The organism is Lentimicrobium sp. L6, from assembly GCF_013166655.1.
Classification (GTDB): domain Bacteria; phylum Bacteroidota; class Bacteroidia; order Bacteroidales; family UBA12170; genus UBA12170.
In genome coordinates, this window is sequence record NZ_JABKCA010000036.1 from 24,343 (window position 1) to 50,959 (window position 26,617).

Sequence of the window (26,617 nt, forward strand, 5' to 3'; positions counted from 1 at the left end):
AGGAAGAAGGGCTTTGGTTTTGCCATTGAAAAAACCAAAACCCGTCTTCCTTCCCTATAGCCTAAATACTTGTCACTTCGATATGTAGTGAGGAGTCTTTTATAATTATTATGAGGCTATTTATTCCGCCAGATTAATTTTTTAAATAGTACCTGAAGATATCTAAATATTTTATAAATTGCTAGCTCATTAAAAAGCATGTGGACATTTTTTCCATTTTAAATATAAAATACCAATTCTTATGGGTGAATTTTTTAGCGACTTAACTACCATCGAAAAGATTTATTGGATGGTAACCATTGTTTCTTCTGTGTTTTTTTTGATACAAATGATTTCTGTATTTGTTTTAGGAGATATGGATGCAGATATCGATGGAGATGTAGATTTTGATGTGGAAACAGATACAGGAATTCCTTTTCAGTTCTTTACATTTAGAAACTTAGTTGGTTTTATGACCGTTTTTGGATGGTCGGGTTTAGGAAGTATTGCAAACGGAAACTCTAACCTAACTACGATTCTTATTTCTGTTATTGGTGGACTTTTAATGATGGTCTTAATGACATTCTTATTTTATTCCATTAGCAAACTAACAGCTAGTGGAAACTTGAATATGAAAAATGCTGTGGGTAAAACTGCAAGTATTTATATCCCAATAAAAGCTAAACGAGAAAGTATTGGTAAAGTTCAAGTGAAAATTCAAGGATCTTTAAGAGAACTCGATGCCGTAACTGATGATGAAGAGGATTTAAAGACTGGAATGGTAGTTACTGTGACTAAAGTCTTTGATGGAAATCTACTTCTGGTTACAAAAAGCAAATAAACAGATAGACTAATATAAAAAATCAAAAATTATGGGTACCAGTTATTTTTTAGTGGCAGCAATAGTCGTTATTGTCACCATATTCACATTACTTGTTTCGTTATTTAAAAGGTATAAACGTTGTCCTTCCGACCGTATTTTGGTTGTTTATGGAAAGATAGGAAAATCTACTGCTTTAGGTGGAAAATCTGCAAAAACCATTCATGGTGGAGCAGCATTTGTATGGCCTGTTCTGCAGAGTTATGAATTTCTCGATCTAACTCCTATCTCCATTGAAGTAAACCTGACCAGTGCTTTAAGTAGACAAAATATCCGAGTTGACGTTCCTTCTCGTTTCACAGTTGGTATTTCAACAGAGCCGGGTATTATGAATAATGCAGCAGAGCGTTTGTTGGGTCTTAGTCAGGATCAAATTCATGATTTAGCTAAAGATATCATATTTGGTCAGTTACGTTTGGTAGTAGCTACCATGGATATTGAAGAGATTAATAATAACCGCGATAAGTTTTTGGCTGCTGTAAGTTCCAATGTGGAGGCTGAATTGAAAAAAATTGGTTTGAAATTAATCAATGTGAATGTAACCGACATTAAAGATGAGTCTGGTTATATTATTGCCTTGGGTAAAGAAGCTGCTGCTCATGCTATTAATGAAGCTAAGAAAAGTGTAGCTGAAAAATCTAGAGATGGATCTATTGGTGAAGCCAATGCGGTTAGAGAACAAAGAATAAAAGTTGCCGATGCCAATGCCGATGCCAATGTGGGAGAAGCTATTGCCATGCAGAAAGAGCGTATTAATGTGGCAGATGCTACCGCCGAAGCAAAAGTGGGGGAGGCTGAAGCCAATAGAAAAGAGCGTACACTTACTGCTGATGCAATTGCTAAAGCTAAAATTGGGGAAGCTGAAGCCAATAGAAATGAGCGAATTAAAACTTCTGAAGCCAATGCTACTGCCGTTGAGGGAGAAAACTTAGCTAAAGTTACCATTGCCAATTCCGATGCCGAAAGAAGAACAAAAGAAGCGGAAGCTGAAAGGCTTGCTATTGCTGCTGAAAAAGTAAAAACAGCACAGGCTTTGGAGGAGTCTTATTCTGCTGAAAGAAAGGCTGAAGAATCAAGAGCTTTAAGAGATAAAGCAAGCCAAGAAGCCGATATTATTATTCCTGCTGAAATTGATAGGCAAAGAATAGTCATTGAAGCGGAAGCTATGGCTGAAGAAATTAGAAGAAAAGCAAAAGGGGAAGCCGATGCTATCTATTTAAAAATGGCTGCTGAAGCTAAAGGTAATTATGAGATTCTGACTAAGCAAGCAGAAGGGTTTAAAGCCATTGTGGGTGCTGCAAATCAAAGTAGTAGTGATGCGGTAATGCTAATGATAGCTGATAAGCTTCCAGAATTAGTTGAGAAGCAAGTGGAAGCGATTAAGAATATTAAAATCGATAAAGTCACAGTTTGGGATAGTATGAGCTCCGGTAAAGATGGGAATTCACCATCTACAGCAAATTTCCTTTCAGGAATGTTAGGTTCTCTTCCTCCATTCGATGAGATTTTCCAAATGGCAGGTATGGAACTACCTGATTATTTAAAGGGAAGCAAAAAGGAGGAGCCTAAAAAGGAAGAACTTCCCAAAGTAAAGGAAGAAACCATCTCCGATGCTGATATCATTGAAGATAAGCCAGAGTAAGAAGTTTTATAAGATGAGTGAGCACCTAATTGATTGTTTTAAATCTATTAGGTGCTTTTTTGTTTATTACTTGTTGTTGATTAACAAAAAAAAACTTGAATTACTCCATCAGCTAAAAAGTCATGAAGTGAAGCTCAGGATTGTATCTCAATAGGCAATCCCCTATTAAAACCCTCCTCTAAAGAAAGAAAGGTTTCTGTACTCGTCACTTCTATTATTGATTGTATTTTCTCTACCAGAATTTTCTTCAAATGTTCATTGCTATGGGCGTAAATTTTCAGCATATAGGAGTATTTACCAGTAATGGAATGGCATTCTACCACTTCAGGGATATTTAATATCATATCGAAAACTTGGTGGTGAGTTTGTCCTGAAGTTAGGTTAACCTGTATACCCACAAAAGCCAAGGAATGGTACCCAAGACCTTGAGGAGAAAGAGCAAACTTAGAACCAGTGATGACACCAGCGTCTTTTAGTTTTTTCAACCTTTGATGAATAGCGGCACCCGAAATTTTAAGTTTCCGAGCTATTAAAGTGATTGGAGTCCTTGCGTTTTCCATCAAAATGTCTAAAATCTGCTTATCCATGGAATCAATTTGAAACTTAATTTTACTCATTCTATGATTTTATTTAATAAATTCTATAATATTGAGGGATATGCTTTCAATATGTAAGCAAAAATAGCATAAATGCTTAAATAAATTAGATATATTGACATTATTGCTTACATAATTTACTTTTGTTCCATAGAAACAATAAAAAAATTAATGATATGAGCACAAAGAAATTTGATCCAGCAACTAATATACAAAGACAAGAAGTATTTGGTGAGTTCGGAGGTGTAAACCCTTCCATAACTGATAGTAGTACTTTTACTTTTATGACTGCCAAAACCATGTTAGATACATTTCACGGTGAGGCCGAAGGTTGTTTCCTTTATTCTCGTCATTGGAACCCAACAAATTTAAATTTAGCACAAGCTTTAGCTGCTATGGAAGGCACAGAAAGTGCATGGGTAACTGGTTCTGGCATGGGAGCTATCACCACAGTGTTATTACAATTATGTAGTGCTGGTGACCATATTGTTACTAGTGTGACTACTTATGGTGGAACTTACGCTTTCTTAAAAAACTATCTTCCTAAATTTAATATTGATGTTACTTTCGTAAATATTTCGGATTTAGAGGCTGTTGAAGCAGCCATCCGACCAAATACCAAGTTAGTTTATACTGAGAGTATGACTAATCCAATGCTTCAGATTTCTGATATGCCAAAATTATCTGAAATAGCTCATAAGCATGGTGCTAAATTAGTAGTTGATAATACTTTTACACCAATGATTTTTGCTCCTTATCAATTAGGAGCGGATATTGTTTGTTATTCTATGACAAAATTCATCAATGGTAAAAATGACTGTGTTGCAGGTGCTATTTGTGCAAGCGGAGATTTTATAAATGCTATAAGTGATGTAAATGATGGAACTGCCATGTTATTAGGTCCTGTATTAGATCCTATGCGCTCTTCGAGCATTCTTAAAAATCTGCATACTCTGCATATTAGAATGATGCAGCATAGTAAGAATGCAATGTTCTTAGCTAAAAAGTTTAAAGAAATTGGCTTGAGATTCAATTATCCTGGTATGACTGAACATCAAGATCATGATTTGATGAATAGCATGAGAAATGAAGATTTCGGTTATGGAGGAATGATTGCTATTGATATGGAAACTGCCGAAAGAGCTGCTGACCTTATGGAATGCATGCAAATTAGAGGTGTTGGTTACCACGCGGTAAGCCTTGGTTATTTCAAAACTCTATTTAGTAACTCTGGTAAATCAACTAGTAGTGAAGTTCCAGAAGATGTTCAATTATCAATGGGAATGTCTCCAGGTTTAGTTCGTTTTTCTGTTGGTTTAGATCACGATATTGAAACTACTTTCAATGTTATTTTATCTTGCCTAAAAGACAAGAATTTAATCTAACCGGTTAATGTCAAAACAGAAGCTCTATTTCAAAACTTGAAGTAGAGCTTTTTTTGTACCCAGCACCCAGTATCCTACAACCATCACCCACCGTCCGAAAAAAAATCTACCTTTGCCGCAACACAATAACCATGAAATTACAAGATACTACCAAGGGATATTTATTTGCATTTATTGCAGTTTTTGCAACCTCCAATGTTTATATTTTCAGTAAAGCGGCACTAGGGGAGGTTAGTTTAGCTGTTTTTGGTTTTTATTGGTTTCTATTTGGACTTATTTGGAACTCTATATTTGCAGCCAAAACAGGGAAGTTAAAACTAATTAAGAATCTAAAAAATCGTGATTTCATAATCCTATTGATTTTGGGTTTGTTAGAAATTTCAGGAACTACTTTTTTCTTTCTCTCTATTTCTACTTTTTCGAATCCTGCCATTGTCTCTTTCTTAGGAAATATCAATCCTGTTATTGTAACAGTATTGGGTTTTATCATTTTGAGAGAAAGATATAATAAGCCTGAAATATTCGGTATTTTTTTAATTATTGTGGGTGCTTTTATAATTAGCTATCAGGGCGGTACAACTTTGTCTTCAATGTTTGTAGAAGGAGCGGAGTATATTTTGTACAGCTCGTTTTTTTATGGAATTAGCGCTATTATAACTAAGAAAAATGTGAAAAAATTAGGGCCTTCGATTCTGGCTTTAAGTAGAAATGTTTTCCTTTTTATTTTTTCATTCTCTGTATTGATGATACAAGGATTAAATTGGGGATTAACTTGGTTTGCGCTTTGGAATATTTTTATTGGGAGTATTCTAGGACCATTTTTAACCATCACCGCAGGTTATCAAGCTTATAAATATTTAGAAGTGAGTAGGGTAAGTATTTTAGGTAGTACCAAAGGAATTATCGTATTGATAGGCGCTTATGTTTATTTTGGAAAATTTCCAGAAATTTATCAAGTAGCTGGAGGTGTCATATCCATTGTCGGAGTCATCCTCATTTCTGTTGGGAAAATTCTGTTAAAGAAAAAATCTTATAAAGTTAATGCCTAACCAAATTTAGACATCAAGCGTCTAAAATCTTCCGATTGATTTATATCACCAGAAAGCTCATAAGATTGCATGAGCTCATTCATTAACCTCTTTATAGTGGCTTTATTATTACAAGGCTCAAAGTATTCTTTATTGGGTTCCAAATCTAATTGACCTAAGAAAGTATCAATGTCTTCTTTAGTAAACACAATTCCATTATTAAATGGATTAATATAGAATAAAGGTTTTGATTCGCTGTGCAACTGACCAGAGTTTAAATAAGCCAGAATGAAATTCTCAGGAAGGTTAACTCCAAAAACAGGAAGTTCAAGGCTTTGAGCAACTTCTAAATAAAGTATACTTAATATCACAGAATTACCTTGTCTATTTTCCAGAAGGTCTTTTAATAAGCTATTTTGGGGATGGCTGATATTGGTTTTATTTCCTTTGAAATTATATATTTTGTAGAATACATGATTCAGGATATGAATCTTTTCAAGAGGTGTAAACTCTTCGTTAAGTTCTAGCCAAACGTCTTTTTTTAGTCTGTCAATTTGGTTTTGGATATCATGAGTACTTAAATTCGGATAGTGATACTGGCTTAGTATAACTGCTGCATCAATCAATTTTTGGTCCGATTTTTTCTTCCAGCTTAATAATGAAGTCTCCGTTTTATTGTATTGGATTTTATTAAGTAGTGTGCTAATACGATTCTCCGCAAGTTGGTCGATCTTTCCTTCAGCCGCATCCCTTAAATAAGGAAGAGCTTTGGGACCTATTTCTATTACTCTATTTTCTATTTCAGAAAACACCTCTGGATCTGGATCATCCAAAAGATGTAATAAGGCCTTTAACATTGTTTCGTCGGTTGTGCTGCTCATTTTCTATAATGTGATATGTACAAATGTAGGATGTCGAGCCCTTGATTTTTGTAAAAGCTATTGAAACTTATTAAACAGAAAATGTTAATTGTTTTTTAAATTATTCCTGAATTAAATTTAAGCTGTTTTCAATGGTTTTGAGTCTTTCTCTCAGTGTCTTACGATCTATACCTAGTATTTCTGAAGCTTTGGTTTTATTCCCACCAACGTATGCTAGAATCATCTGGATATGTTCTGTTTCCACCTCTTTTAAGCTTTTATTTAAATTATTATGACTTTGAATAGAGTGTCGCATCATTACAGGAAGATCTGGGACATCGATTTTCGAGCCATCGCTCATGACTACCAAACGATGAACAATATTTTCTAATTCGCGGACATTTCCTGGCCAGTCATAATTATTCAATATCTGAAGCACTCTGTCGGTAAATCTGGGGTTTTTTAGACCATTTTCTTTGGCGTATTTTAGTGAGAAATATCTGATTAGAATGTTGATATCACCGTCGCGTTCTCTTAAGGGAGGTATGCTAATAGGGATAATGTTTAGGCGATAGTATAAATCCTCTCTAAAAAGTTTCTTTTTCACCAATTGGAATAAATCTACATTAGCTGCAGCAATCACTCTTACATTTATTTTTTGTGCGTGATTGGAGCCAATCATATTGATTTCTTTTTCTTGTAATACTCTCAGGAGCTTGGCTTGCATACTCATGCTTGTATTATGAATCTCATCAAGAAAAATACTACCACCATCAGCTGCTTGAAAGAAGCCTCCACGGGTTTCTGTTGCTCCGGTGAATGCTCCTTTTAAATATCCAAATAATTCACTTTCTAATAATGCTTCAGGGATTCCTCCGCAATTAACAGGTATAAATGGAGCAGTAGATTCTTTGCTGTTATAGTGAATAGCGCGAGCTACTAATTCTTTCCCTGTTCCGGTTTCTCCATTAAGTAGTATGGTTGTTTTTATTCTGGAGGCTTTGAGTAAATCTTTGAAAATGGCTTGCATAGCCTTTGAATTACCAATGATGCCATCGATTTGAATTTGATAATGATTTTCTTCTTCTTTTTCTTTTTGGTTTTCTACAGTTAGCAATGATTTCTCTACTGCATTAATCAACTCATCTCTTGTAAAAGACTTTATTAAATAATCGTAGGCTCCTAATTTAACCGTTTCAACTGCGTTTTTAATCGATGGGTACCCTGTTATTACTAGGATGCCAGTGTTTTTGTAGTTTTCTTTCAGATGCTTAATCAATTCAATTCCATTTATCTGAGGCATCTGCAAGTCAGTAATTACTAAATCTATTTCGGTGGATTCTAAGACTTTGGTGGCATCAATAACAGAAGAAACGGTAATAATATTATATCCGCAGGATTTTAGATTACGTCTGAGAAGCTCTAGCATTTCTAGTGAATCGTCAACAGCTAGTATTTGATATTTGTTTTTTCTATTCATGATGGTTCGTTTTAAAAGGAAAATATAATTCGAAACGAGATCCTACCCCAAGATGACTTTCTACATTGATTCTGCCATTTAATGATTTAACAATACCATGTACAACAGATAAGCCAAGTCCTGTGCTTGTACTTACTTCTTTGGTAGTAAAAAAGGGGTCGAATACTTTCTGCAAATGATTTTCTGCTATTCCAGTGCCATTGTCTTGAACGATTAGGTAGATTCCTGTTTTATCATAAGTAGTCTGAAGTAACAGCTGTCCTCCATTTGGCATGGCATGAATAGCATTTACCATTAGGTTGACAATCACCTGCTTGATTTGTGTCTCGTTGGCCTGTATGTTTGGCAAGTCGTCGGACATTAACTTTACAATTTTAATATCCTCTTTTTTGCAGCGGGTTTCAAGTAAATATAGTCCATTGGCAATGGTTTCATTAATATTCATCATTTCACTTTCGCTCTCATGCTCATCATATTTTGAAAATAGCATAAGCTTCCTAATGACTTCACGTGAATGCAATGAAGCTTGTATTATTTTTGAAATATCATTTGCTAATTGCTTATTCCCTGGGTTTTCGCTTTCAATAAGTTGGGCAAATCCTAAAATACTCCCCAAAGGCTCATTCAATTCGTGTGCTATTCCTGCTATCAATTCTCCTAATGTAGCTAGGCGATCGGAATGACGTAGTTTTTGCTCTAAAAGCTTTTTTTCTTCTTTGTTCTCAAAGCGTTCTATATTAGATGATATTTCTTGGGCAAGTGTATTAATAAGTGAACGTTCCTCAGATAAGAAAGGTCCTTCTTGTTCATTTGGTTTTGCTTCAGTATATGAAACCTTCAGGAATCCTCTTTTTATCTCATTTACAATGAGTGGAGCTTCTTGAAAACTAATTCCTTCTGAAAATTGGTTGGATTTATATTTTTTTTGGTCAAATAGGATACAAACCTCAGTGATTTCAGGAAATTGCCATGCTTTTTTGATGATAGGAATAGCTTCTTCAAGACTTTCGTGTAGCGGTCTGGTGGCCTTTTTTATAGATAATTGTGCAATATCATATAGGCATTCCAATTCTTTTATTCTTTCTTGGAGCTTAAATTCTAGTTGATGCTGCTTGTCCTTTGTCATAATTAATCATCTTTGAAATAAAAAAAGGGTTTGGGAGGACCTTACACCTACCCAAACCCAAAGCTAATGAAATGAAATTGATCTTTAGTGAGTGTTTTTCTGAACTTTCTTTGTTTTAACTATCTTTTTCACCTTTTTAAATTTCTTCAAAATAGGAGTGCAAAAAGATATACTAATATGATTTACAGAACTTGTGAATTCGAAAACACCCAACTTTATTTTTTCAATGCTCATACTAGTCCTTGATCTAGCATGGCATCTGCTATTTTTACAAAAGCAGCAATATTTGCTCCTTTTTGATAATTGATTTTTCCGGTTTCTAATTCTCCATATTTAAGACAATTTTTATGTATTAACTTAATAATTTCTTGAAGCTTCAAATCGATCTCTGATTCTGTTAAGGAGTCTGATATAGCATTACAAGTCGATTCTATTCCAGAAACAATCATACTTCCTGCACTGGAGGCTTTTGAAGGTGCATATAGTATTCCTGAATGGTGTATGGTCTTAATTGCTTCTTTGGTGCATGGCATATTGGTTCCTTCAGCAAGCAATAGATACTCATTTTCTATTAGCATATCTGCATCCTCAGTTAATAACTCGTTTTGAATAGAGCAAGGAAGTGCAATATCAGCTTTGATGCTCCATGGTTTTTCATTTGGATAGAAATCGAAATTATATTTTTCGGCAAATGGTTCTACGCTATCATACTTATAAAGCTGAAGAATAAAATCTAATTTGTCATCAGTGATTCCATTTGGCATATATACAAATCCATCTGGTCCACTGATACTAATTACTTTTGCACCTAAATCATTGGCTTTTTTAGCAGCACCCCATGCTATATTTCCAAACCCTGATATGGCAACTCTTTTTCCTTTTATATTTAGACCTTTATTCAAAAGCATTTCTTGTGCAAAGTAGACTAATCCAAAACCTGTAGCTTCAGGTTTTATTGTTTTTTGACTCCAGTCTTGTCCATGTCCAATTAAAATACCGTTAAATTGTTTTCTTAATTTTTTATATTGGCCAATAAGATAGCCTACTTCCCTTGTTCCAATTCCAATATCATCAGTACATATATCTGTATCTGAACCTAGATATCGAAATATTTCTGACATAAAAGCATAACAAAAACGCATGATCTCTTTGTCAGATTTCCCAAAAGGACTAAAATCGGAACCTGCTTTACTTCCGCCAAAATTCAAAGTGGAAATACTGTTTTTTAGCACTTGTTCAAAGGCCAAAAACTTCAAAGAATCGAGGCCAACAGAGGAGTGAAAACGTATTCCTCCTTTATATGGACCTAAGCTGGAGTTCATTTCTACTCTATAGCCTCGATTTACTTGTACTACTCCCTTATCATCTTCCCAAATTATTTTGAATATCAATACTCTTTCAGGATCTGTTAATCTTTCAAAGATTAAATGGTTTTGATATTTTTTATTCTCTGCTATAAAGGGAATGATATTCTCTGCTACTTCGTACACAGCTTGATGAAATACACTTTCGTTGGGATTGCGTTTAATCAGCTCAAAAATAAATGCATCTATTTTTTGTTGATACTTCATAGCTCTAGTACAAGGGAGGATTTAATTAAATGGCAAACTCTTCACAATGCCAGATTACTGAATCTTCAGCATGCAATAAACAGTTACAACGTTCAGAGCAATTTTTGCATAATCCACTGTATGCTTTGTCACATACCTCTTTTTGTTCATTTAAAATTTGTGTAGCCTTTTTTACAGGTTCTAATTCGAATTCTTCGCATTCGAGGATGTTTCCAATGGAGTTCTTGATGAATTGACAATCATTTTCGTGACGGCAAGAAGAGCAAATACTATTAGTGTTCATGATATCTATTTTTTATGGTTTGATATTTATTTTGATTTAGCCTAATGAATATTCGTGCCAATCATCTTATTAAATTTATAATTAAGTGAGACACATAATAAGAAAATGAATAAGATGTAGACAATGAGGTGATTACGGTTGTGTGGTTTGTTTATTTTTGAAACTAAGAGAAAATCGTAAAAAGATATCTTTTGTGGGGGAAATTGTATCAATGGGGTGATTCTCCCCGATTTTGTATATTTAACAAATGTCCGTTTATTTTTAATTATTGGATTTAATTATTTCAAAAATAGGATCGGAAATAAAAAAATAAAGTCCATCATTATACTTTTTATGTGTTTGTCCGATGAGAAATTAGAAGGAATGATGTGGATATAATGGCCTAAAAAGAGCTCGATTTTTACTTTTTCAAAAAAAACAAGTGATTATTAGTTTGAAAAAGGAGTGAATTAAGCCGCAAATTAGCATCAATTTTGGCTGTTTTTTAGAAAAATAAAAATATTTTCAATCTTAAATTATTGAGAAATAAATCGATATAAAAAAAAGTAAAAAAAAATAAACTAGGGTGCACCAAAATGGGAAAAAAGTGTACATTTGCAGCGGAGAATTGGCAGAGTGGTCGAATGCGGCGGTCTTGAAAACCGTTGTACCGCAAGGTACCGGGGGTTCGAATCCCTCATTCTCCGCCAAGCTTAAAGCCTTTTACAGAAATGTGAAAGGCTTTTTTATTGTTAACGTTTTTTGTTTGCTGCTCCACACATATATTTCGTAAGTTTGTACTCACAAATATGCACAAACATAAAGATCATGAGAAAGTCTATATTTACTGTATTATTCCTATTGCCATTATCATTCTTGATGGCACAGAATTTAAATGCAAGTTTGAACTTTGCTAAATTTTACAACCCTGAATTAGGTTCCTATGTTGAAACCTACTTATCGGTGGATATGAATGGCCTTAAGCTGGTGAAAAATGAAGAGGGTAACTATTATTCTCAAGTGAATCTTTTGTTAATGTTTAAGCGAAATGATAGTATTGTGGATTTTAGTAAAACGATTTTAACTAGTCCTGTGGTTGAAGATACAAATGACTTAAACTTGAATTTTTTAGATCAGCAGCGTTTTTTCTTAAGCAACGGAGTTTACAGCTTAGATATTGAATTTGCAGATGCTAATCTAGACATGGAGCCTAATAAAGCAAGAGGTAGTATTGATCTTGAATTCAATGCCGAAAAAATTCAAATGAGTGATGTGCAATTTATAGAGTCTTATACTAAGAGTACTGAATGGAAGATCAATACCAAAAATGGTTACGATATGGTTCCTCATGTTTCCAATTATTATGGAGACCATGAGGAAAAACTGACTTTCTATACCGAGATTTATCATGCTAAAGAAATATTAGGGGAAGGGGAGAAATTCTTAATGACCGCATATATTTCAGAAACAAATGCCTCAACGGTATCAAATGAACTGGTGATTAGAAAAAGAATGGATGCAGAAACGGTTAATGTTCTTCTAAATAAATTTGATATTTCTAACTTGAATAGTGGAAATTATAATTTGGTTATTGAACTGAGGAACAAAAATAATGAGATTCTAGATGCAAGAAAAACATTATTTCAAGTGAATAATACGCTACAAACATTTGATGAGCAATTGCTAGCTATGATTTCAGGAGAGAATTCGTTTGTGAATAAATTTAGCGATGATTCACTAACAAGCTTAATTAGTTGTGTTTATCCCATAGCAAGCCCTTCAGAAAGAGCCTTTATCAAGAATTCACTTCCTACGGCTAGTGAAGATGAAAAAAGAAGATTTTTAAACTATTTCTGGAAATCCAAGGATGCTTATGACCCTGAAAATGCTTGGAAAACATATCAAATTGAAGTAATTAAAACCAATAATAGTTTTGGAAATAAATACGTTCCAGGTTATGCTACTGATATGGGGAGGGTGTATTTACAGTATGGTCCTCCAAATACCATAGCCGATCAAGAATATGAAAGCGGTGGCGGAAGACATGAAGGTGCTGTTCCTTATCAAATTTGGCATTATTACGAAATTGGGAACCAGAGAAATGGTAAATTTGTTTTCTATAATCCTCATCTTATTCATAAAGGATACACTTTGTTGCATTCAAACGTAGTTGGAGAAATTAGCAATACACATTGGCAATCCTATTTACATCGAGATCAATTGCAAAATATTGATGCTCCCGATAATGATAGATACGAAGGTCGCTCTGGTGAATTATATAATAACCCAAGATAGAGACCACTCAAAAACAAACCTTTTATGTTAAAAGTTGCAGTGGTTATTCTGAATTGGAATGGCAAAAGTTTCCTTCAGAAATTCCTTCCCTCTGTCCTGAAAAATATTCCATACTATGCGGAATTATTTGTAGCTGATAATCACTCATCAGATGACTCTGTAGAATTCTTAAAGGAAAACTATCCTCAAGTTCATTTAGTGATAAACAGTGAAAATGGAGGGTATGCAAAAGGTTATAATGAGGGACTAAAGCAAATAGATGCTCAATATTACGTCCTGTTAAATAGTGATATTGAAGTCGGCCCCAATTGGATAGAGCCTATTGTTCAATTGATGGATGGTGATGCCCAGATAGCAGCTTGTCAACCTAAGATTTTATCCTTTCATCAGAAACAAGAATTTGAATATGCTGGTGCTGGAGGAGGTTATATTGATAAATATGGCTATCCATTTTGTAGAGGACGTATATTTCAAGAGATAGAAGAGGATCACCAACAATTTGATGATTCGATAGAGGTTTTTTGGGCCAGTGGAGCCTGCATGTTTGTGCGTGCAGAACATTATCATGAATTGGGAGGTTTGGACGATGATTTCTTTGCACATATGGAGGAAATCGATTTTTGTTGGCGTGCTAAGAATGCTGGGTATAAGATTTTTTATGAAGGAAAATCGGTAGTTTATCATGTTGGTGGTGGCACATTGCATAAAAGTAATCCTAAAAAAACATATCTTAACTTTAGAAATAATTTTTATCTCTTGTATAAAAATCTAGAGGGTAAAAGACTTATCCCTGTTTTTTTCTGGCGTTTGGTTTTGGATGGAGTCGCAGGGATAAAATTTTTCATTGATGGAGATTATAAAGACACCTATGCCATTCTTAAAGCTCATCTTAAGTTTTACTGTTCACTCCCGTCTTTATATCAAAAGAGGAGGGATCTGAATCAAAATAGGGTTTCGATGATGTATCAGAGAAATATAGTATACGAGCACTTTGTGAAAAAGATCAAAAAATTCAACTCTCTGCAGAAAGACCGTTTTAGTTAAGCCATTTTTTCCGATTTTTGTAATCCATGAAAAGAGGACATCTACAAACTTACCCCATAAAAATTTTACTAGCTTTTGGTGAAGCCATTAGTGGCAATGAAAAGTTTTTCCATTTCTTGATGGAAAATAAGTACCCAGAACTTGGTGTTTTGGCCAAGTCGATTAGAGGAGGGGAGGAAAGTGTAAAATGGTTGTTGAAAAATGGCTATCCACAATTTGCAGTTTTCGATAGTGCCATCCATAACGATAAAAAAGCCATTATGTGGCTGTATAAATATAATTTTAAGTTTCTGATTCGTTTAGCTGATGCCTCTCGCGGTACTCCTATAGCACTTAAGTGGTTCGAGAAAAATGATTTAAAAGTTTTCGTAGTGATAGCCAAAAAGATAGAGTCTTTTGTTAGTCAGCAAACTTTTGATGTTCATAAGAGGAGGTTTTAACTCATTTTGTTTCTGGTTTACTGCGTTTTTTTTTATACTCATAATCTGGTTTTTGATTTTCCTTCCTCATCAATTTTATTATTTTAGTATCTTTGGAAATCACTTAAAGAAAAACGCATGATTAAGAAAAATACTTTTATTTTGGCATTCCTAGTTTTTTTTAGCCTAGGAAGCATTGCCCAAGTAGGGTTGAATCCTACAAATCCAGAATTTACTAAAGCTATTCAAAATCAGCATATAAAAGCAGAAAGTGAAATAGAGGCAGGTGGTATTCCTTTTCCTGTTAAGTTAGGGTATGCAGCATTCTCGTCAAATTCCTCTAAAGATTTTCCGAGTTCCTATGATTTAAGAGGATTGGGAGTGTTACCTCCTGTAAAAACCCAGTCATCTGGCGGGTGCTGGGCTTATTCATCTATGTCTACAGTGGAATCTAGAATGTTAGTTTTGGAGCAAGGATTGTATAATTTGTCTGATAATAATCTCAAATATTGTCATGAGTTTTTCCCTGGGCGTTCCACAAATGGTAATGCATGGATGGCGACAGCCTATTTTGCTCGTCAATCTGGGCCTTTACTAGAGGAGCAGGATCCTCATCCCGGGGGCACATCAGAACCTGGGGTGAATTGTCCTGTGGGAGAAGCTCCCGCTTTTTTAGTGAGAGAATCTAGGTATCCACCTGGTGATATGAATTCCATTAAGCAGTTGATTATGGACAATGGTTCGGTATGGTCTTTGATATATTATAATGCGACATATTTTAATGATGCTGAAAATACTTACTATTATGGTGGAACCCATGAAGTAAATCATGTATTTAACATAGTAGGTTGGGATGATAATAAAGTCACTGATGGTGGCGTTGGTGCATGGATATGCCAAAATACTTATGGAACTTCTTGGGGTGAGGATGGTTTTGTTTACACAAGCTATAATGACAGTCAGTTTTTGATTTATAATGCTTATTTCCCCAGTTTTGAGATCTATAGTGAGGATAGTCGAGTATTATTGTATGATGAGTTAGGGAATTATTCTAGCTATGGTTATGGAAGTGAAGACGGGTATGCTTTAGTGAAATATGAAGTTACAGAGAATCTGTTCATCGATAAGCTTGGTACTTATGCTATGGCTTATGGAACAGGTATTGAAATGGAGATATATTCAGATTTTGATGCTGTTTCTGGTGTTTTAAGTAATCAGATTGGGCAAGTCTCAGCTAAAACAACTGAACATCCTGGTCTATATACTTATGCTTTAGATGAGCCTATTTCTGTACTTATGGGGAGCGAATTATATATCAAAGTAAAATACAATACCCCTTCTTATGATTGGCCAATACCAGTGGAGATGTATTTAGAAACCTATTCTGACCCATATATAGAATCCGGAGTAGCTTGGATTAGTGGTTCAGGCAATGATGGAGATTGGTTATCAGTTGGTGAGGATACTGACTATAAAATAGACTTATGCATAAATGTGTATGGAACTTATAATCCAAACGCAGTTCCTTTATCTAATCATATCATTATGGTAATGATGATGGGATTGTTGGCGGTTTTTAGCGTTAGAATTCTTTTAAAGAAGTAGAAGATATTTATTTATTAAGAGGGAGCTTGACCATAAAACAAGCTCCTCCTTTTTTGCTGACCTCTACAGATATAGAACCACCATAGCTTTCGGCAGTACTCTTACAAAATCGAAGACCAATCCCAGTACCGGTTGGGGCCTTTGAATCGTCTTTACATTCTTTGGGTTTGGTGGTAAAGAAAGGGTCGAAAATACGAGCTAATAATTCAGGTGGAATTCCAGGGCCATTATCACTGACTTTAAAATAGGCCATTTGGTCTATGATTCCAGTTTCAATATCAATCTCTTTATTTTCATATTGATATAAAGCATCCATAGCATTTTTAACTAGGTTTTGAAATAGCTGAGATATTTCTGCAGTGATTACTTTAATAGGAAGAGGTTCTATAGATAAGTTGATTTCTTTTTTTACTTGATTTTTGAACTCTAAATCAACATTTAAGAAATCAATTTCCTGTTCAATAATTCTATTGAGATCAGTTATTTCAATCTCCTCATTATGGTCGGTTCGGCTCTTTTTTAGCATGGATTTTAAATCCTTTAATAGCGCCTCTAATTTTTCCTTGTTCAGCTTGTTCAGCTCCCATATTTCTTGGAGTTCATCATTTATACTGTCTTGTAAGTCACTTTGAGAAATTTCTTGTTCTATGCCGTCCTTCATCATATCTATAACATCCATACCATTAGCTACACTGGTAATAGGACCTCTAACATTATGAATAACACCTTGCATAAATTGAGCCAGAATACTTTCTCGCTCTTTAATGATAAGCTCTTGAGTTCTTTGCTCCACCATGTCTTCCAGTTCGTGGTTGTATTGCTCAATTTTATCACGGTCAAGTTTGGCTTGAAGGTGGTTGGTTACCCTGCCAATAACCTCAATGTCTTCGAATGGTTTGGTGATATAGTCTACGGCACCTAATTCAAAACCTCTGATTTTATCTTTAATATCGTGCTTGGCACTTAAGAAAATGATAGGTATATGTTTTAAATCAGGGTTGGCTTTTAATTTTTCACAAATACTAAAGCCATCCTCATCAGGGAGCATGATATCTAATAGGATGATATCTGGAGTTTTCTTGGCAAGTAGCTCAAAAGTCTCTTTACCATTCGTTGTTAATGCAAATGAATAGCCCTGATTTTTGAGAATGTTTCCTAAAACTTGTATGTTTTGTGGGACATCGTCTACTAGTAAGACAAGAGAGTTTTTGGTTGCCATGATATTAATCTAATATTTGCTAGGGTTCTTTATTAAGGTTCTTCAAATTAAAGAACATATAAATTTAAGAAATATTATATAAACTCCAAGAAAATGATTTAAAATAATTAAACTATTTGTGCATATAAGTCAAAAGAATCAACTTGTGTGATTTTTGCTTGATAGAATTTCCCTACTTGTAAATCACAACTATCATATTCTATTAAAACTTCATTATCTACTTCTGGAGAGTCAAATTCTGTTCTACCCACGTAGTGCTCGTCCTCTATCCGATCTATAATTACCTTGTAAGTCTTTCCTAGCTTATTTTGATTGATTTCTAGGCTGATACCTTGCTGAAGTTGCATGAGTTCTTCTTTTCTCTCTAGTTTCACCGCCTCCGGTACGTCATCCTTGAGATCGTAGGCCGTAGTGTTTTCCTCGGGAGAATAGGTAAATACACCCATTCTATCGAACCTTGAATCTTTTACGAATTCTTTTAATTCTTGGAACTCCTCTTCTGTTTCACCTGGGAAACCAACGATAAGGGTCGTTCTAATGGCTACACCAGGAACGGTTTCTCTCATCTTATTTACTAATCCTCTAGTGGTTTCTGAATTATGATTTCTCTTCATGTCTCTAAGTACTCTATCGTTAATGTGTTGAAGAGGAATATCCACATAGTTTGCTATTTTCTTTTCAGAATTCATGAGTTCTAAAACATCAAGAGGGAAGTTGTTAGGGTAGGTATAGTGGAGTCTTATCCATTCTATGCCTTTAATCTTAACCAATTCGCGAAGCAACTCTGCTAAGGCTAGTCTTTTATAGATATCTATTCCATAAGAAACTAGGTCTTGAGCAATTAAAATCAACTCCTTAACCCCTTTTGCAGCTATAGAACGGGCTTCTTTTACCAAGATATCCATATCAATACTTTTGTGTTTTCCTCTAATTTTAGGAATGGCACAAAAGGCACAGGTTCTATTACAGCCTTCAGATATTTTTAAATAGGCATAATGAGAAGGGGTAGTTAATTCTCTTTCACCTACCAACTCATCTCTATATTCTACACCAATGCCCTCCGTGATTTTCTTGATGTCGGCATCGGTAGCTCCATAATATCCATCCACTTCTGTAATTTCTGAAGGGAGCTCGTTTTTATATCTTTCCGAAAGGCAGCCCATCACATATACCTTGTCCAGATGACCAGCTCTCTTGGCGTCAACAGCATTTAGTATCATATCAATGCTTTCTTCCTTGGCATCTGCAATAAATCCACAGGTATTGATGATAACAGCATCGTAATCTTCATTATCCTGCTCATGCATCACTTGAATTTTATTGGCTTTAAGCTGGGCCATTAGATGTTCTGAATCCACTAGGTTTTTGGAACATCCCATGGTTATTACATTTATCTTCTTAGGTATTTGTTTGGTCTTCATCTTCGATTATTTACAATGTTTTAATAAATCGGCTAGGTTAGGGCGACCTAAATCCTGAGCTTTTTGGTAATCTTCACAGCTTTTATCTCTCTCGTTTAAATAAAACCAAGCTCTTCCTCTGTTAAAATAGGCGTCATCATATTTGGGGTTATTTTCAATAGCTTTTGTGAAATATTCAATAGCAGTATTATAATCCCGAAAATTCATATAACAATTTCCACAAGAATACAATAAAAGCGCATCGTTTGGAACATATTCCAATCCTTTTTGAAACTCAATTAAGGCAGCTTCTGAATCACTATTAATTAAGTGTTTTCTTCCTATTTCATAATGTTTTTCTGCTTTCTCTTGAGGAGGAGTACAGGAGTTCAATAGAATTAAAAAAATAATATTAAAATATAGAAATGTTCTTATCTTCATTATTTTACTTCTCTTACTAAGTACATATATACTGGAAAGTGATCACTATATCCACCTTGGAACTTATTTCCTACAAAGGAACGTTTAGGATAACCTTTATATTTTCCTTCTTGATTGATCATATAGGGTTTCTTAAAGATTTCAGACTTGAAATAGGTCCATGTACTACGATCTTCAGCAACTAAGGCTGGTGTCATAATGATTTGATCAAATAAATTCCAAGAATCTCTATAAGCCAATGAACCAATACCCTTTTTATATTTGGTCATAAATGGATTATAAAAATATCCTTCAGCTAATTTTGATTTGTCATCTGTTGCTTTTAGGTGTTTTGCTACGCTAATATCAACAGGATCATCATTTAAATCGCCCATAATCATCACTTTTGCATTTGGATTGAGAGCCAATAAAGAATCCGCCAACGAGCGACTTAAATCTGCTGCGGCTACACGTTTTGGTCTAGAACGTTTTTCTCCACCACCTCTACTTGGCCAGTGATTGACTTGAAAGTGAACTTCTTCGCCTTTTAATAAACCAGTAACCACCAATTGATCTCTAGATTTAAAATTAGTATCAGCCATCATAAATGGAGCAGAATAGCTATTTGTGAGTTCAAAATAATCAGGATTATAAACCAAGGCCACGTCAATTCCTCTTCTATCAGGTGAGTTATAATGCACAACTTGATAGTTTCTATCTTTTAAAGCATCTGTTTTTACTAAATCTTCTACAACAAATCTGTTTTCTATTTCAGAAATACCAAAAATAGCTAATCCATCAGGAGTTTTGTCTGTAGCTATCTCTGATAGTACTCTAGCCATCTGATCTAGTTTGTAATAATATCTCTCTGCATTCCATTTTTTAGCACCATTGGGTAGGAAGTCACCTTCTGCAACGCCTTCTGAATCAATGGTGTCGAAGAGGTTTTCTAGATTGTAATAACCTATGGCGACAATTTCGTATTGCTGTGCTTTAGATTCGAAAGAAGTTAATGAAATACTAAAGACCATGAAAATAGTCAGGAGCTTAGAAATAATATGTTTCATATTTTTTATGTTTACTAAATTTTGGGCAAATTTAATTGATTCTTTCAACGAAAATAACTTTCAAGTGTTATTAATTTAATTATTTTTGTTGCCCCCAATTTATAGGGTAATCAAAAATCAAAAAAATATGCGTGAAATAAAATGGATTTTACTATTCCTGTTCATTTCAGCCTTATCTTTTGCACAAGTAGATACTAAAGTGGATACTTTAAAAATGGAAATGAAAGAGGATAATTCCTCTGCTTCTGTTGTGGTGATAAGTCAAGCTGAGTTGGATGGAGATGAAGAGTCGACAGATATTTCGGGGATTTTACAGTCTTCCAAAGATATTTTTGTATCGACTGCGGGCTACACATTAGGTGCAGCAAGATTCAGAATCAGAGGGTATGATTCTGATAATGCTAGTGTTAATATGAATGGAGTAAGTTTGAACGACATGGAGTCAGGAAGAGTATATTGGTCTTCGTGGGGCGGTTTAAACGATGCTTTAAGGAACAGTGAAGTCCTTAATGGGATTACTTCTGCTCAGTTTTCCTATGGTGGCGTTGGTGGAGCTACCAATATGGAAGCACGTGCTTCAAGTTACTCTCCCACTACTAAATTAACTTATTCATTCTTGAATAAATCGTATAATCAACGATTGATGTTTACTTATGCTACAGGAATGCAGGAAAATGGTTGGGCTTTCACTTTCAGTGGCTCTCGACGTTGGGCTCAGGAAGGATATGTTCAAGGTAATTCTTATGATGCTTATGCTTATTTCCTATCTGTAGAGAAAAAAATTAATAATAAGCATTCCATTGGATTTATTGGCTATGGTGCTCCTAGTAAAAGAGGAAAAGGCTCTGCATCTGTACAAGAAGCTTACGATTTAAGTGGTAATAATTATTATAATCCAAATTGGGGTTATCAGAACGGCGAGAAAAGAAATGCTCGTATGTCTAATTTTCATAAACCCATGCTGATTTTAAGTCATTACTGGACCATTGATGAAGATACAAAGCTTACCACATCAGCTTCATATATGTTTGGTAGAGGTGGTGGAACTGCTTTAAACTGGGTTTCGGGTAACGATCCTCGTCCAGATTATTATAGGAATCTTCCAAGCTACTATGCCGAAACGGATCCTGCTCATGCAGCCTATTTGACCGATCAATGGGAGAATAATGAGGCATTTAGACAATTAGATTGGGATTATTTCTATCAAGCCAACTCCGATGAATTTGCAAATATTGAGAATGCAAATGGAATTGAAGGAAATACAGTTTATGGAAAAAGATCTAATTATATTATAGAAGACAGAAGAAGTGACAGTAAGAAAATGAATCTGACTTCTACTTATAATTCTAGAATCAATGAAGATATGATTTTCTCTGGAGGTATCGATTTAACCAATTATAAAGGAGATCGCTATACTGTTGTAGACGATTTATTGGGTGGCGATTTTTATTTGGACGTTAATAAATTTGCGGAAAGAGATTTTTCTGATCCTAGTTTTGCACAATCTGATTTAAATAATCCAAATAATGTGGTTAAAGTTGGTGATATCTTTGGATATAATTACACCGCCAATATCAATAAATATATGGCATGGGCACAAATGGCTTTTGAATATCAAAAAGTGGATTATTATGTGGGTGCCAATGTTTCTTACGATCAGTTTTGGAGAACAGGTCATATGCGTAATGGTTTGTTTCCAGAGGATTCTTATGGAGATTCTAAAAAGAATAACTTCTTAAACTATGGTGCTAAAGGTGGAGTGACCTATAAAGTGTCGGGTCGACATTATTTAAGTGCCAATGCATTATACCAAACTCGTGCGCCTCAGTTCCGTAATTCTTATCTTTCTGATAGAACCAGAGATCAAGTGGTTGATAATTTAACCAATGAAAAAATCTCTTCTGCTGATTTGAATTATGTGGTTAAGATGCCTGGTTTCAATGCTAGAGTTTCTGCTTACTATACTAAGTTTGCCGATAAAACTTATAGTAGAAGTTTTTATCATGAAGATTTGAAAAACTTCGTGAACTATAATATGACGGGTTTAGATGAACGTAATATGGGTCTTGAATTAGGAGCCCAATATGAAATTATCACAGACCTTAAAATTAATGTAGTGGCAGCAGTGGGTGAAAATATTTATGATTCTCGTGCACAGTCCACCATTACTTTAGATAATAGTAGAGCAGTTTTAAGTAACCGTACTGTATATCTTAAGAATTATTATGTTGGAGGAAGCCCTCAAACAGCATTATCTGGTGGATTAAATTATAAAACACCTTTCTTTATGTATATTGGTTTTGATGTGAACTATTTTGATAGAGCTTATTTACCTATCAACCCAGATAGAAGAACTGCAGAAGCAGTAGCTGGTATTGAACCAACTTATCCGACTTATGATATGATTCTGGATCAGGAAAGATTACCCAGTGCGGTAACTCTTGATGCAAATATTGGTAAATCTTGGAGAATAGATTATAAGTATTTTATCAATATCAACTTCTCTGTAAACAATATCTTGAACAACCAAGAGATTGTTACAGGTGGATATGAGCAATTTAGATACGATACAGAAGATATCAATAAGTTTGCCAATAAGTATTATTATATGTACGGAACTACTTATTACTTAAATGTTAGTTTCAGATTTTAATGAAAAGGAAAAAATTAGAGAAATGAAAAATATATTATTAAAAATTTCAAGTTTAGCTGTTGTTCTACTTTTGCTAGTAGGAATGAATAGCTGTGTTAAGGATGAGTTTGATGCGCCACCATCACAAAATATCCCAGTAGGTGATATGGTGACGGTAGCTGATTTATTAGCCTCTGCAACTAGTGCTCCTCAAAAAGTTACTGAAGATAAATCTCTATATGGTGTCATTACCATGGGGGAGCAAAATGGTAACTTATATAAGGAAGCTTATATGCGTGATGCTACTGGAGGAATTAAGTTAAGCTTATTGTCATCTACTAGTCTTGCAGTTGGTGATTCTGTTCGTATTTATATGAACGGAGCTAGGTATTATAATGATAATGACCAAATTACTATTGACTCATTAGAAACCACCAATAATTTGATTAAAATTTCGGCCGGTAAAACAGTTAAACCTATTGATGTGACTATTTCTGATATCAATACAGGAGCTTATATTGGTCAATTGATTAAATTAAGTGGGGTGCAGTTTATAAATGGGGAGTTAGGGAAGACTTATGCTGATGCTCAAGCTCTTGTTACTGAAAACCGCACATTAGAAGATTGTACAAGTTCAACTATTGTTAGAACTAGTGGTTATTCAAACTTTGCTGGTGATTTAATTCCTGAAGGTAATGGTACTTTAATAGCTATTGCTTCAAGTTATAGAGGGGCTTCTCAATTATATATTAGAGATGTTGAAGAAGTAGTGATGAATGGTGAAAGATGTGGGGATGAGCCTGGCGGTAGTTGGGAAGTTAATTCTTCAATTAAAGCAGTAAAAGATTTATATCAAGGTTCAAGATTGCAAATAGAGGATGAATTCGTATTTGAAGCCACTGTTACCGCTAATGACCAGTTTGGTAACTACTATAAAACACTTGTAATTCAGGATTCTGAAAGAGGTATTGAAGTTAAAATAAACGATTACGATTTGTTTTTAACTTATGCTGTAGGACAAAAATTATTAGTGAGTTGTAAAAATTTATACGTTGATGCTTATGGTGGGGTTGTTCAATTAGGTAGTGTTTATGATGATAATGGTGAAGAGAAATTCGGTGGAATTGATCCAGCTTTCCTTTCTTCTCATATTCAGCTTGCCGATGGTGGTGTAGCTTTATCTCCAACAGTATTAGAAATAAATAATCTTACTGAGGATTATTTAGGAATGTTGATTGAATTACAAAATGTTCAATTTGTAGATGCTGATTTGAATGAAACATATGCTGAACCAGCAGCTTCAGCAAATAGAACTTTAACAAATTGTGATGGAATTCAAACCATTGTAAGAACTAGTTCTTATGCTGATTTTGGTGGAAATCAAATTGCTCAAGGAAATGGTTCTTTTGTTGGTATTCTAAGTGCTTATAATGGGGATTATCAATTTATTATAAATGATGTAAATGATCTTGATATGAATGGCCAACGTTGTGATGTTGGTGGCGGCGGAGGCGGTGGTGGAACCGTGACTCCTGTCGACGAAATCAATGAAACTTTTGATGCTGCAGTAGATTATTCAGATATCGCTATTGAAGGTTGGACTAATATGTTGGTTGCAGGTGACCGTTCTTGGCAAGGAAAAATATACAATTCTGATAAGTATACTCAAGCTTCTGGTTATAATTCAGGACTAGCAGAAATGGAAACTTGGTTGATTACTCCTCCTGTAACTAATATTGGAACTAAGAAATTGAGCTTGAAAACTGCTATGGCCTACTGGGCCCATACTTCTGGAAATCCATTAACTGTTTTGGTTTCTGAAGATTTTGATGGTGAAAACTTTGAAACAGCTAATTGGACAGAGATTAATCCTTTGATAGCTGGGGAATCTGATGACGATAATGCATGGATTGAATCAGGTGATTATGATTTATCTGCTTTTAGTGGTAATGCTGCTATTGCTTTTAAATATGTAGGTAGTGATACAGAATCTACTTCTTACCGTCTCGACGATATTGTTATTAGTGATGGAACTGGCGGCGGTGGAGGTGGTGGAAGCACCGTTGACATGATCGACGAGCAATTTAATTCGGTTGTAGATTATGAAGATTTTGCAGCAGAAGGTTGGGTGAATGTAAATGTAGAAGGTGACCGTATGTGGCAAGGTAAAGTTTATAATACTGACAAATATGTTCAGTCAACAGGTTATAATTCTGGCGTAGATTATATGGAGTGTTGGTTAATTACTCCAATGATTTCTGATATTAGTTCGAAATCACTAAGTTTAAAAACAGCTATGGCTTATTGGGCACATGCTGGTGAGCCATTAATGATTATGGTTTCTACAGACTATGATGGTGAAAACTATGCTACAGCAACATGGACAGAGATTAATGTTCCTACTGCTTCTTCATCTGATGCAGAACATGCATGGATTGATTCAGGTGCTGTTTCTTTATCAGCTTTTAGTGGCGATGCTGCCATTGCTTTCAAATACGTAGGAAGCAATACAGAATCTACTTCTATTCGTTTAGACGATATCTTGGTGCAATAATCGCCAAGTCTAAATATATTAAAACCCCCATGCTTTTGAGTATGGGGTTTTTTATTTGTTGTTACCGCCAAACAAAAAAACAACTGTGCGGAGATTAATAGTTTTAATCAGAGCATATTTTGCGGAGAAAGTTTCTTTTGCGGAGAATATAAAGTATATTTGTCGCATAAATTGCGGAGAATGAAGATTTTTATACACGAAAAAGAAAACTGGACTGATTTCATTTGGGATAATAAGAAAGTGATGATTAAACTAGGTGAAGCTAGAAATCAACAAGGACGACTTTTGGGCAAAATGGAGTCGCTGGGTTTTGATTTGCAAAATGAAGCAGTATTGAATACGCTTACTTTAGATGTTATAAAATCATCTGAAATCGAGGGTGATTTTTTAGAAATAGAACAAGTGCGTTCTTCAATCGCTCGTAGGCTTGGGCTCAACATTGCAGGTGCTGTAGAATCGGAGCGCTATATTGAAGGGATAGTTGAAATGATGCTTGACGCTACACAAAAATACGATTTGGCTTTGACTAAAGACAGGTTGTTTGGTTGGCACGCAGCTCTCTTCCCAACAGGATGGAGTAAGCTTTATAAAATCACAGTTGCCGATTGGAGAAAAGACACGACTGGCCCTATGCAAGTTGTATCAGGACCTATGGGTAAAGAGAAAGTTCACTATCAAGCTCCAAGTTCTGACAGAATAGAATCTGAAATGAAAACATTTTTAAATTGGTTTGAAAATGAACATGGAATAGATTTGGTTTTAAAAGCAGCTATTGCTCATTTATGGTTTGTAACAATTCATCCATTCGACGATGGAAACGGAAGAATCACAAGAGCAATAACAGATATGACATTAGCACGTTCTGATAAAAGTATTAGGCGGTTTTACAGTATGTCAGCGCAAATAAGAATGGAGAGGAAACAGTATTATGAGAAACTTGAAAAAGCACAAAAAGAAAATTCAGATATAACAGAATGGATTTTGTGGTTTTTGCAATGTTTAATTAATGCTATTGAGTCTACAGAAGAAACATTATCGAAAATACTTAATAAAGCAGAATTTTGGAAATTGAATTCAGCCACAATTCTTAATAACAGGCAACAATTAAGCATCGTTTTCAGCCCTAAGCCGTGGAGCTAAGCATTTACTTATG

General features: G+C 34.8%; 21 protein-coding genes and 1 tRNA gene. 12 read left to right on the plus strand and 10 right to left on the minus strand.

The annotated features are described in order from the left end of the window. Positions 1 to 241 precede the first annotated feature (241 nt). Both HNS38_RS10395 and HNS38_RS10400 read left to right on the plus strand, forming a co-directional pair. Entirely contained in the window at positions 242 to 820 is a 579-nt protein-coding gene (locus HNS38_RS10395; protein ID WP_172281544.1) for a hypothetical protein, read from the plus strand. Between the two features lie 31 nt (positions 821 to 851). Continuing rightward, positions 852 to 2,501, plus strand: coding sequence for a flotillin family protein (locus HNS38_RS10400; protein ID WP_172281546.1), 1,650 nt, complete (start codon positions 852 to 854; stop codon positions 2,499 to 2,501). 134 nt (positions 2,502 to 2,635) lie between these two features. On the opposite strand, the gene HNS38_RS10405 is transcribed toward HNS38_RS10400, so the two are convergent. Next, a complete protein-coding gene (locus tag HNS38_RS10405; protein WP_216663689.1) occupies positions 2,636 to 3,118 on the minus strand; it encodes an Lrp/AsnC family transcriptional regulator in 483 nt (160 codons plus the stop codon). Between the two features lie 155 nt (positions 3,119 to 3,273). On the opposite strand from HNS38_RS10405, the gene HNS38_RS10410 reads away from it, so the two are divergent. Together HNS38_RS10410 and HNS38_RS10415 are read left to right on the plus strand one after the other, a co-directional pair. Then, positions 3,274 to 4,482, plus strand: a complete 1,209-nt coding sequence (locus tag HNS38_RS10410; protein WP_172281548.1) for an aminotransferase class I/II-fold pyridoxal phosphate-dependent enzyme — start codon at positions 3,274 to 3,276, stop codon at positions 4,480 to 4,482. A 131-nt stretch (positions 4,483 to 4,613) separates the two neighbouring features. After that, positions 4,614 to 5,531: a DMT family transporter gene (locus tag HNS38_RS10415; protein WP_172346419.1), complete on the plus strand. Its 918-nt coding sequence runs from the start codon at positions 4,614 to 4,616 to the stop codon at positions 5,529 to 5,531. On the opposite strand, the gene HNS38_RS10420 is transcribed toward HNS38_RS10415, so the two are convergent. From HNS38_RS10420 to HNS38_RS10440, 5 genes are all read right to left on the minus strand, one after another. Then, positions 5,528 to 6,391, minus strand: coding sequence for a transglutaminase-like domain-containing protein (locus HNS38_RS10420; protein ID WP_172281553.1), 864 nt, complete (start codon positions 6,389 to 6,391; stop codon positions 5,528 to 5,530). The two genes, HNS38_RS10415 and HNS38_RS10420, sit on opposite strands and share 4 nt — an antisense overlap. A 100-nt stretch (positions 6,392 to 6,491) precedes the next feature. Continuing rightward, positions 6,492 to 7,850, minus strand: a complete 1,359-nt coding sequence (locus tag HNS38_RS10425; RefSeq protein ID WP_172346420.1) for a sigma-54 dependent transcriptional regulator — start codon at positions 7,848 to 7,850, stop codon at positions 6,492 to 6,494. After that, positions 7,843 to 8,976 carry a sensor histidine kinase gene (locus HNS38_RS10430; protein ID WP_172281557.1) on the minus strand — a complete coding sequence of 378 codons (1,134 nt, stop codon included), beginning with the start codon at positions 8,974 to 8,976 and terminating at the stop codon, positions 7,843 to 7,845. The genes HNS38_RS10425 and HNS38_RS10430 overlap by 8 nt, the downstream gene beginning before the upstream one ends. Before the next feature lie 230 nt (positions 8,977 to 9,206). Then, positions 9,207 to 10,547 carry an NADP-specific glutamate dehydrogenase gene (gdhA, locus tag HNS38_RS10435; RefSeq protein WP_172281560.1) on the minus strand — a complete coding sequence of 447 codons (1,341 nt, stop codon included), beginning with the start codon at positions 10,545 to 10,547 and terminating at the stop codon, positions 9,207 to 9,209. Positions 10,548 to 10,572: 25 nt separating this feature from the next. Beyond that, the gene (locus HNS38_RS10440) at positions 10,573 to 10,830 is read right to left on the minus strand and encodes a hypothetical protein (RefSeq protein ID WP_172281563.1); all 258 of its coding nucleotides are present in this window, start codon (positions 10,828 to 10,830) and stop codon (positions 10,573 to 10,575) included. Between the two features lie 601 nt (positions 10,831 to 11,431). Between HNS38_RS10440 and HNS38_RS10445 the strand changes: the two genes are divergently transcribed. From HNS38_RS10445 to HNS38_RS10465, 5 genes are all read left to right on the plus strand, one after another. Continuing rightward, a tRNA-Ser gene (locus HNS38_RS10445) sits at positions 11,432 to 11,519 on the plus strand. A gap of 118 nt (positions 11,520 to 11,637) precedes the next feature. Next, positions 11,638 to 13,104 carry a GWxTD domain-containing protein gene (locus HNS38_RS10450; protein ID WP_172281565.1) on the plus strand — a complete coding sequence of 489 codons (1,467 nt, stop codon included), beginning with the start codon at positions 11,638 to 11,640 and terminating at the stop codon, positions 13,102 to 13,104. Between the two features lie 24 nt (positions 13,105 to 13,128). Beyond that, positions 13,129 to 14,148, plus strand: a complete 1,020-nt coding sequence (locus HNS38_RS10455) for a glycosyltransferase family 2 protein (RefSeq protein ID WP_172281567.1) — start codon at positions 13,129 to 13,131, stop codon at positions 14,146 to 14,148. A 26-nt stretch (positions 14,149 to 14,174) separates the two neighbouring features. Then, entirely contained in the window at positions 14,175 to 14,588 is a 414-nt protein-coding gene (locus HNS38_RS10460) for a hypothetical protein (RefSeq protein ID WP_172281569.1), read from the plus strand. Between the two features lie 117 nt (positions 14,589 to 14,705). Further along, positions 14,706 to 16,172 carry a C1 family peptidase gene (locus tag HNS38_RS10465; protein WP_172281572.1) on the plus strand — a complete coding sequence of 489 codons (1,467 nt, stop codon included), beginning with the start codon at positions 14,706 to 14,708 and terminating at the stop codon, positions 16,170 to 16,172. 7 nt (positions 16,173 to 16,179) lie between these two features. Here the strand turns inward: HNS38_RS10465 and HNS38_RS10470 are convergent, their stop codons facing one another. The 4 genes from HNS38_RS10470 to HNS38_RS10485 form a co-directional block, all read right to left on the minus strand. Further along, entirely contained in the window at positions 16,180 to 17,391 is a 1,212-nt protein-coding gene (locus HNS38_RS10470; RefSeq protein ID WP_172281574.1) for a hybrid sensor histidine kinase/response regulator, read from the minus strand. Between the two features lie 107 nt (positions 17,392 to 17,498). Beyond that, positions 17,499 to 18,812 carry a 30S ribosomal protein S12 methylthiotransferase RimO gene (rimO, locus tag HNS38_RS10475; protein ID WP_172281577.1) on the minus strand — a complete coding sequence of 438 codons (1,314 nt, stop codon included), beginning with the start codon at positions 18,810 to 18,812 and terminating at the stop codon, positions 17,499 to 17,501. A 6-nt stretch (positions 18,813 to 18,818) separates the two neighbouring features. Then, positions 18,819 to 19,232: a tetratricopeptide repeat protein gene (locus HNS38_RS10480; protein ID WP_172281580.1), complete on the minus strand. Its 414-nt coding sequence runs from the start codon at positions 19,230 to 19,232 to the stop codon at positions 18,819 to 18,821. Further along, positions 19,232 to 20,278, minus strand: coding sequence for an endonuclease/exonuclease/phosphatase family protein (locus HNS38_RS10485; protein ID WP_253939373.1), 1,047 nt, complete (start codon positions 20,276 to 20,278; stop codon positions 19,232 to 19,234). Before HNS38_RS10485 ends, HNS38_RS10480 begins: the two co-directional genes overlap by 1 nt. Before the next feature lie 127 nt (positions 20,279 to 20,405). Between HNS38_RS10485 and HNS38_RS10490 the strand changes: the two genes are divergently transcribed. The 3 genes from HNS38_RS10490 (at position 20,406) to HNS38_RS10500 (ending at position 26,604) form a co-directional block, all read left to right on the plus strand. Next, positions 20,406 to 22,931 (plus strand): TonB-dependent receptor plug domain-containing protein, encoded by a 2,526-nt coding sequence (locus HNS38_RS10490; RefSeq protein WP_172346421.1) that lies wholly within the window; start codon positions 20,406 to 20,408, stop codon positions 22,929 to 22,931. A gap of 22 nt (positions 22,932 to 22,953) precedes the next feature. Further along, complete coding sequence (locus HNS38_RS10495) at positions 22,954 to 25,464, plus strand: DUF5689 domain-containing protein (RefSeq protein ID WP_172346422.1); 2,511 nt, start codon at positions 22,954 to 22,956, stop codon at positions 25,462 to 25,464. Between the two features lie 180 nt (positions 25,465 to 25,644). Then, positions 25,645 to 26,604 (plus strand): Fic family protein, encoded by a 960-nt coding sequence (locus HNS38_RS10500; protein WP_172346423.1) that lies wholly within the window; start codon positions 25,645 to 25,647, stop codon positions 26,602 to 26,604. Positions 26,605 to 26,617: the final 13 nt, after the last annotated feature.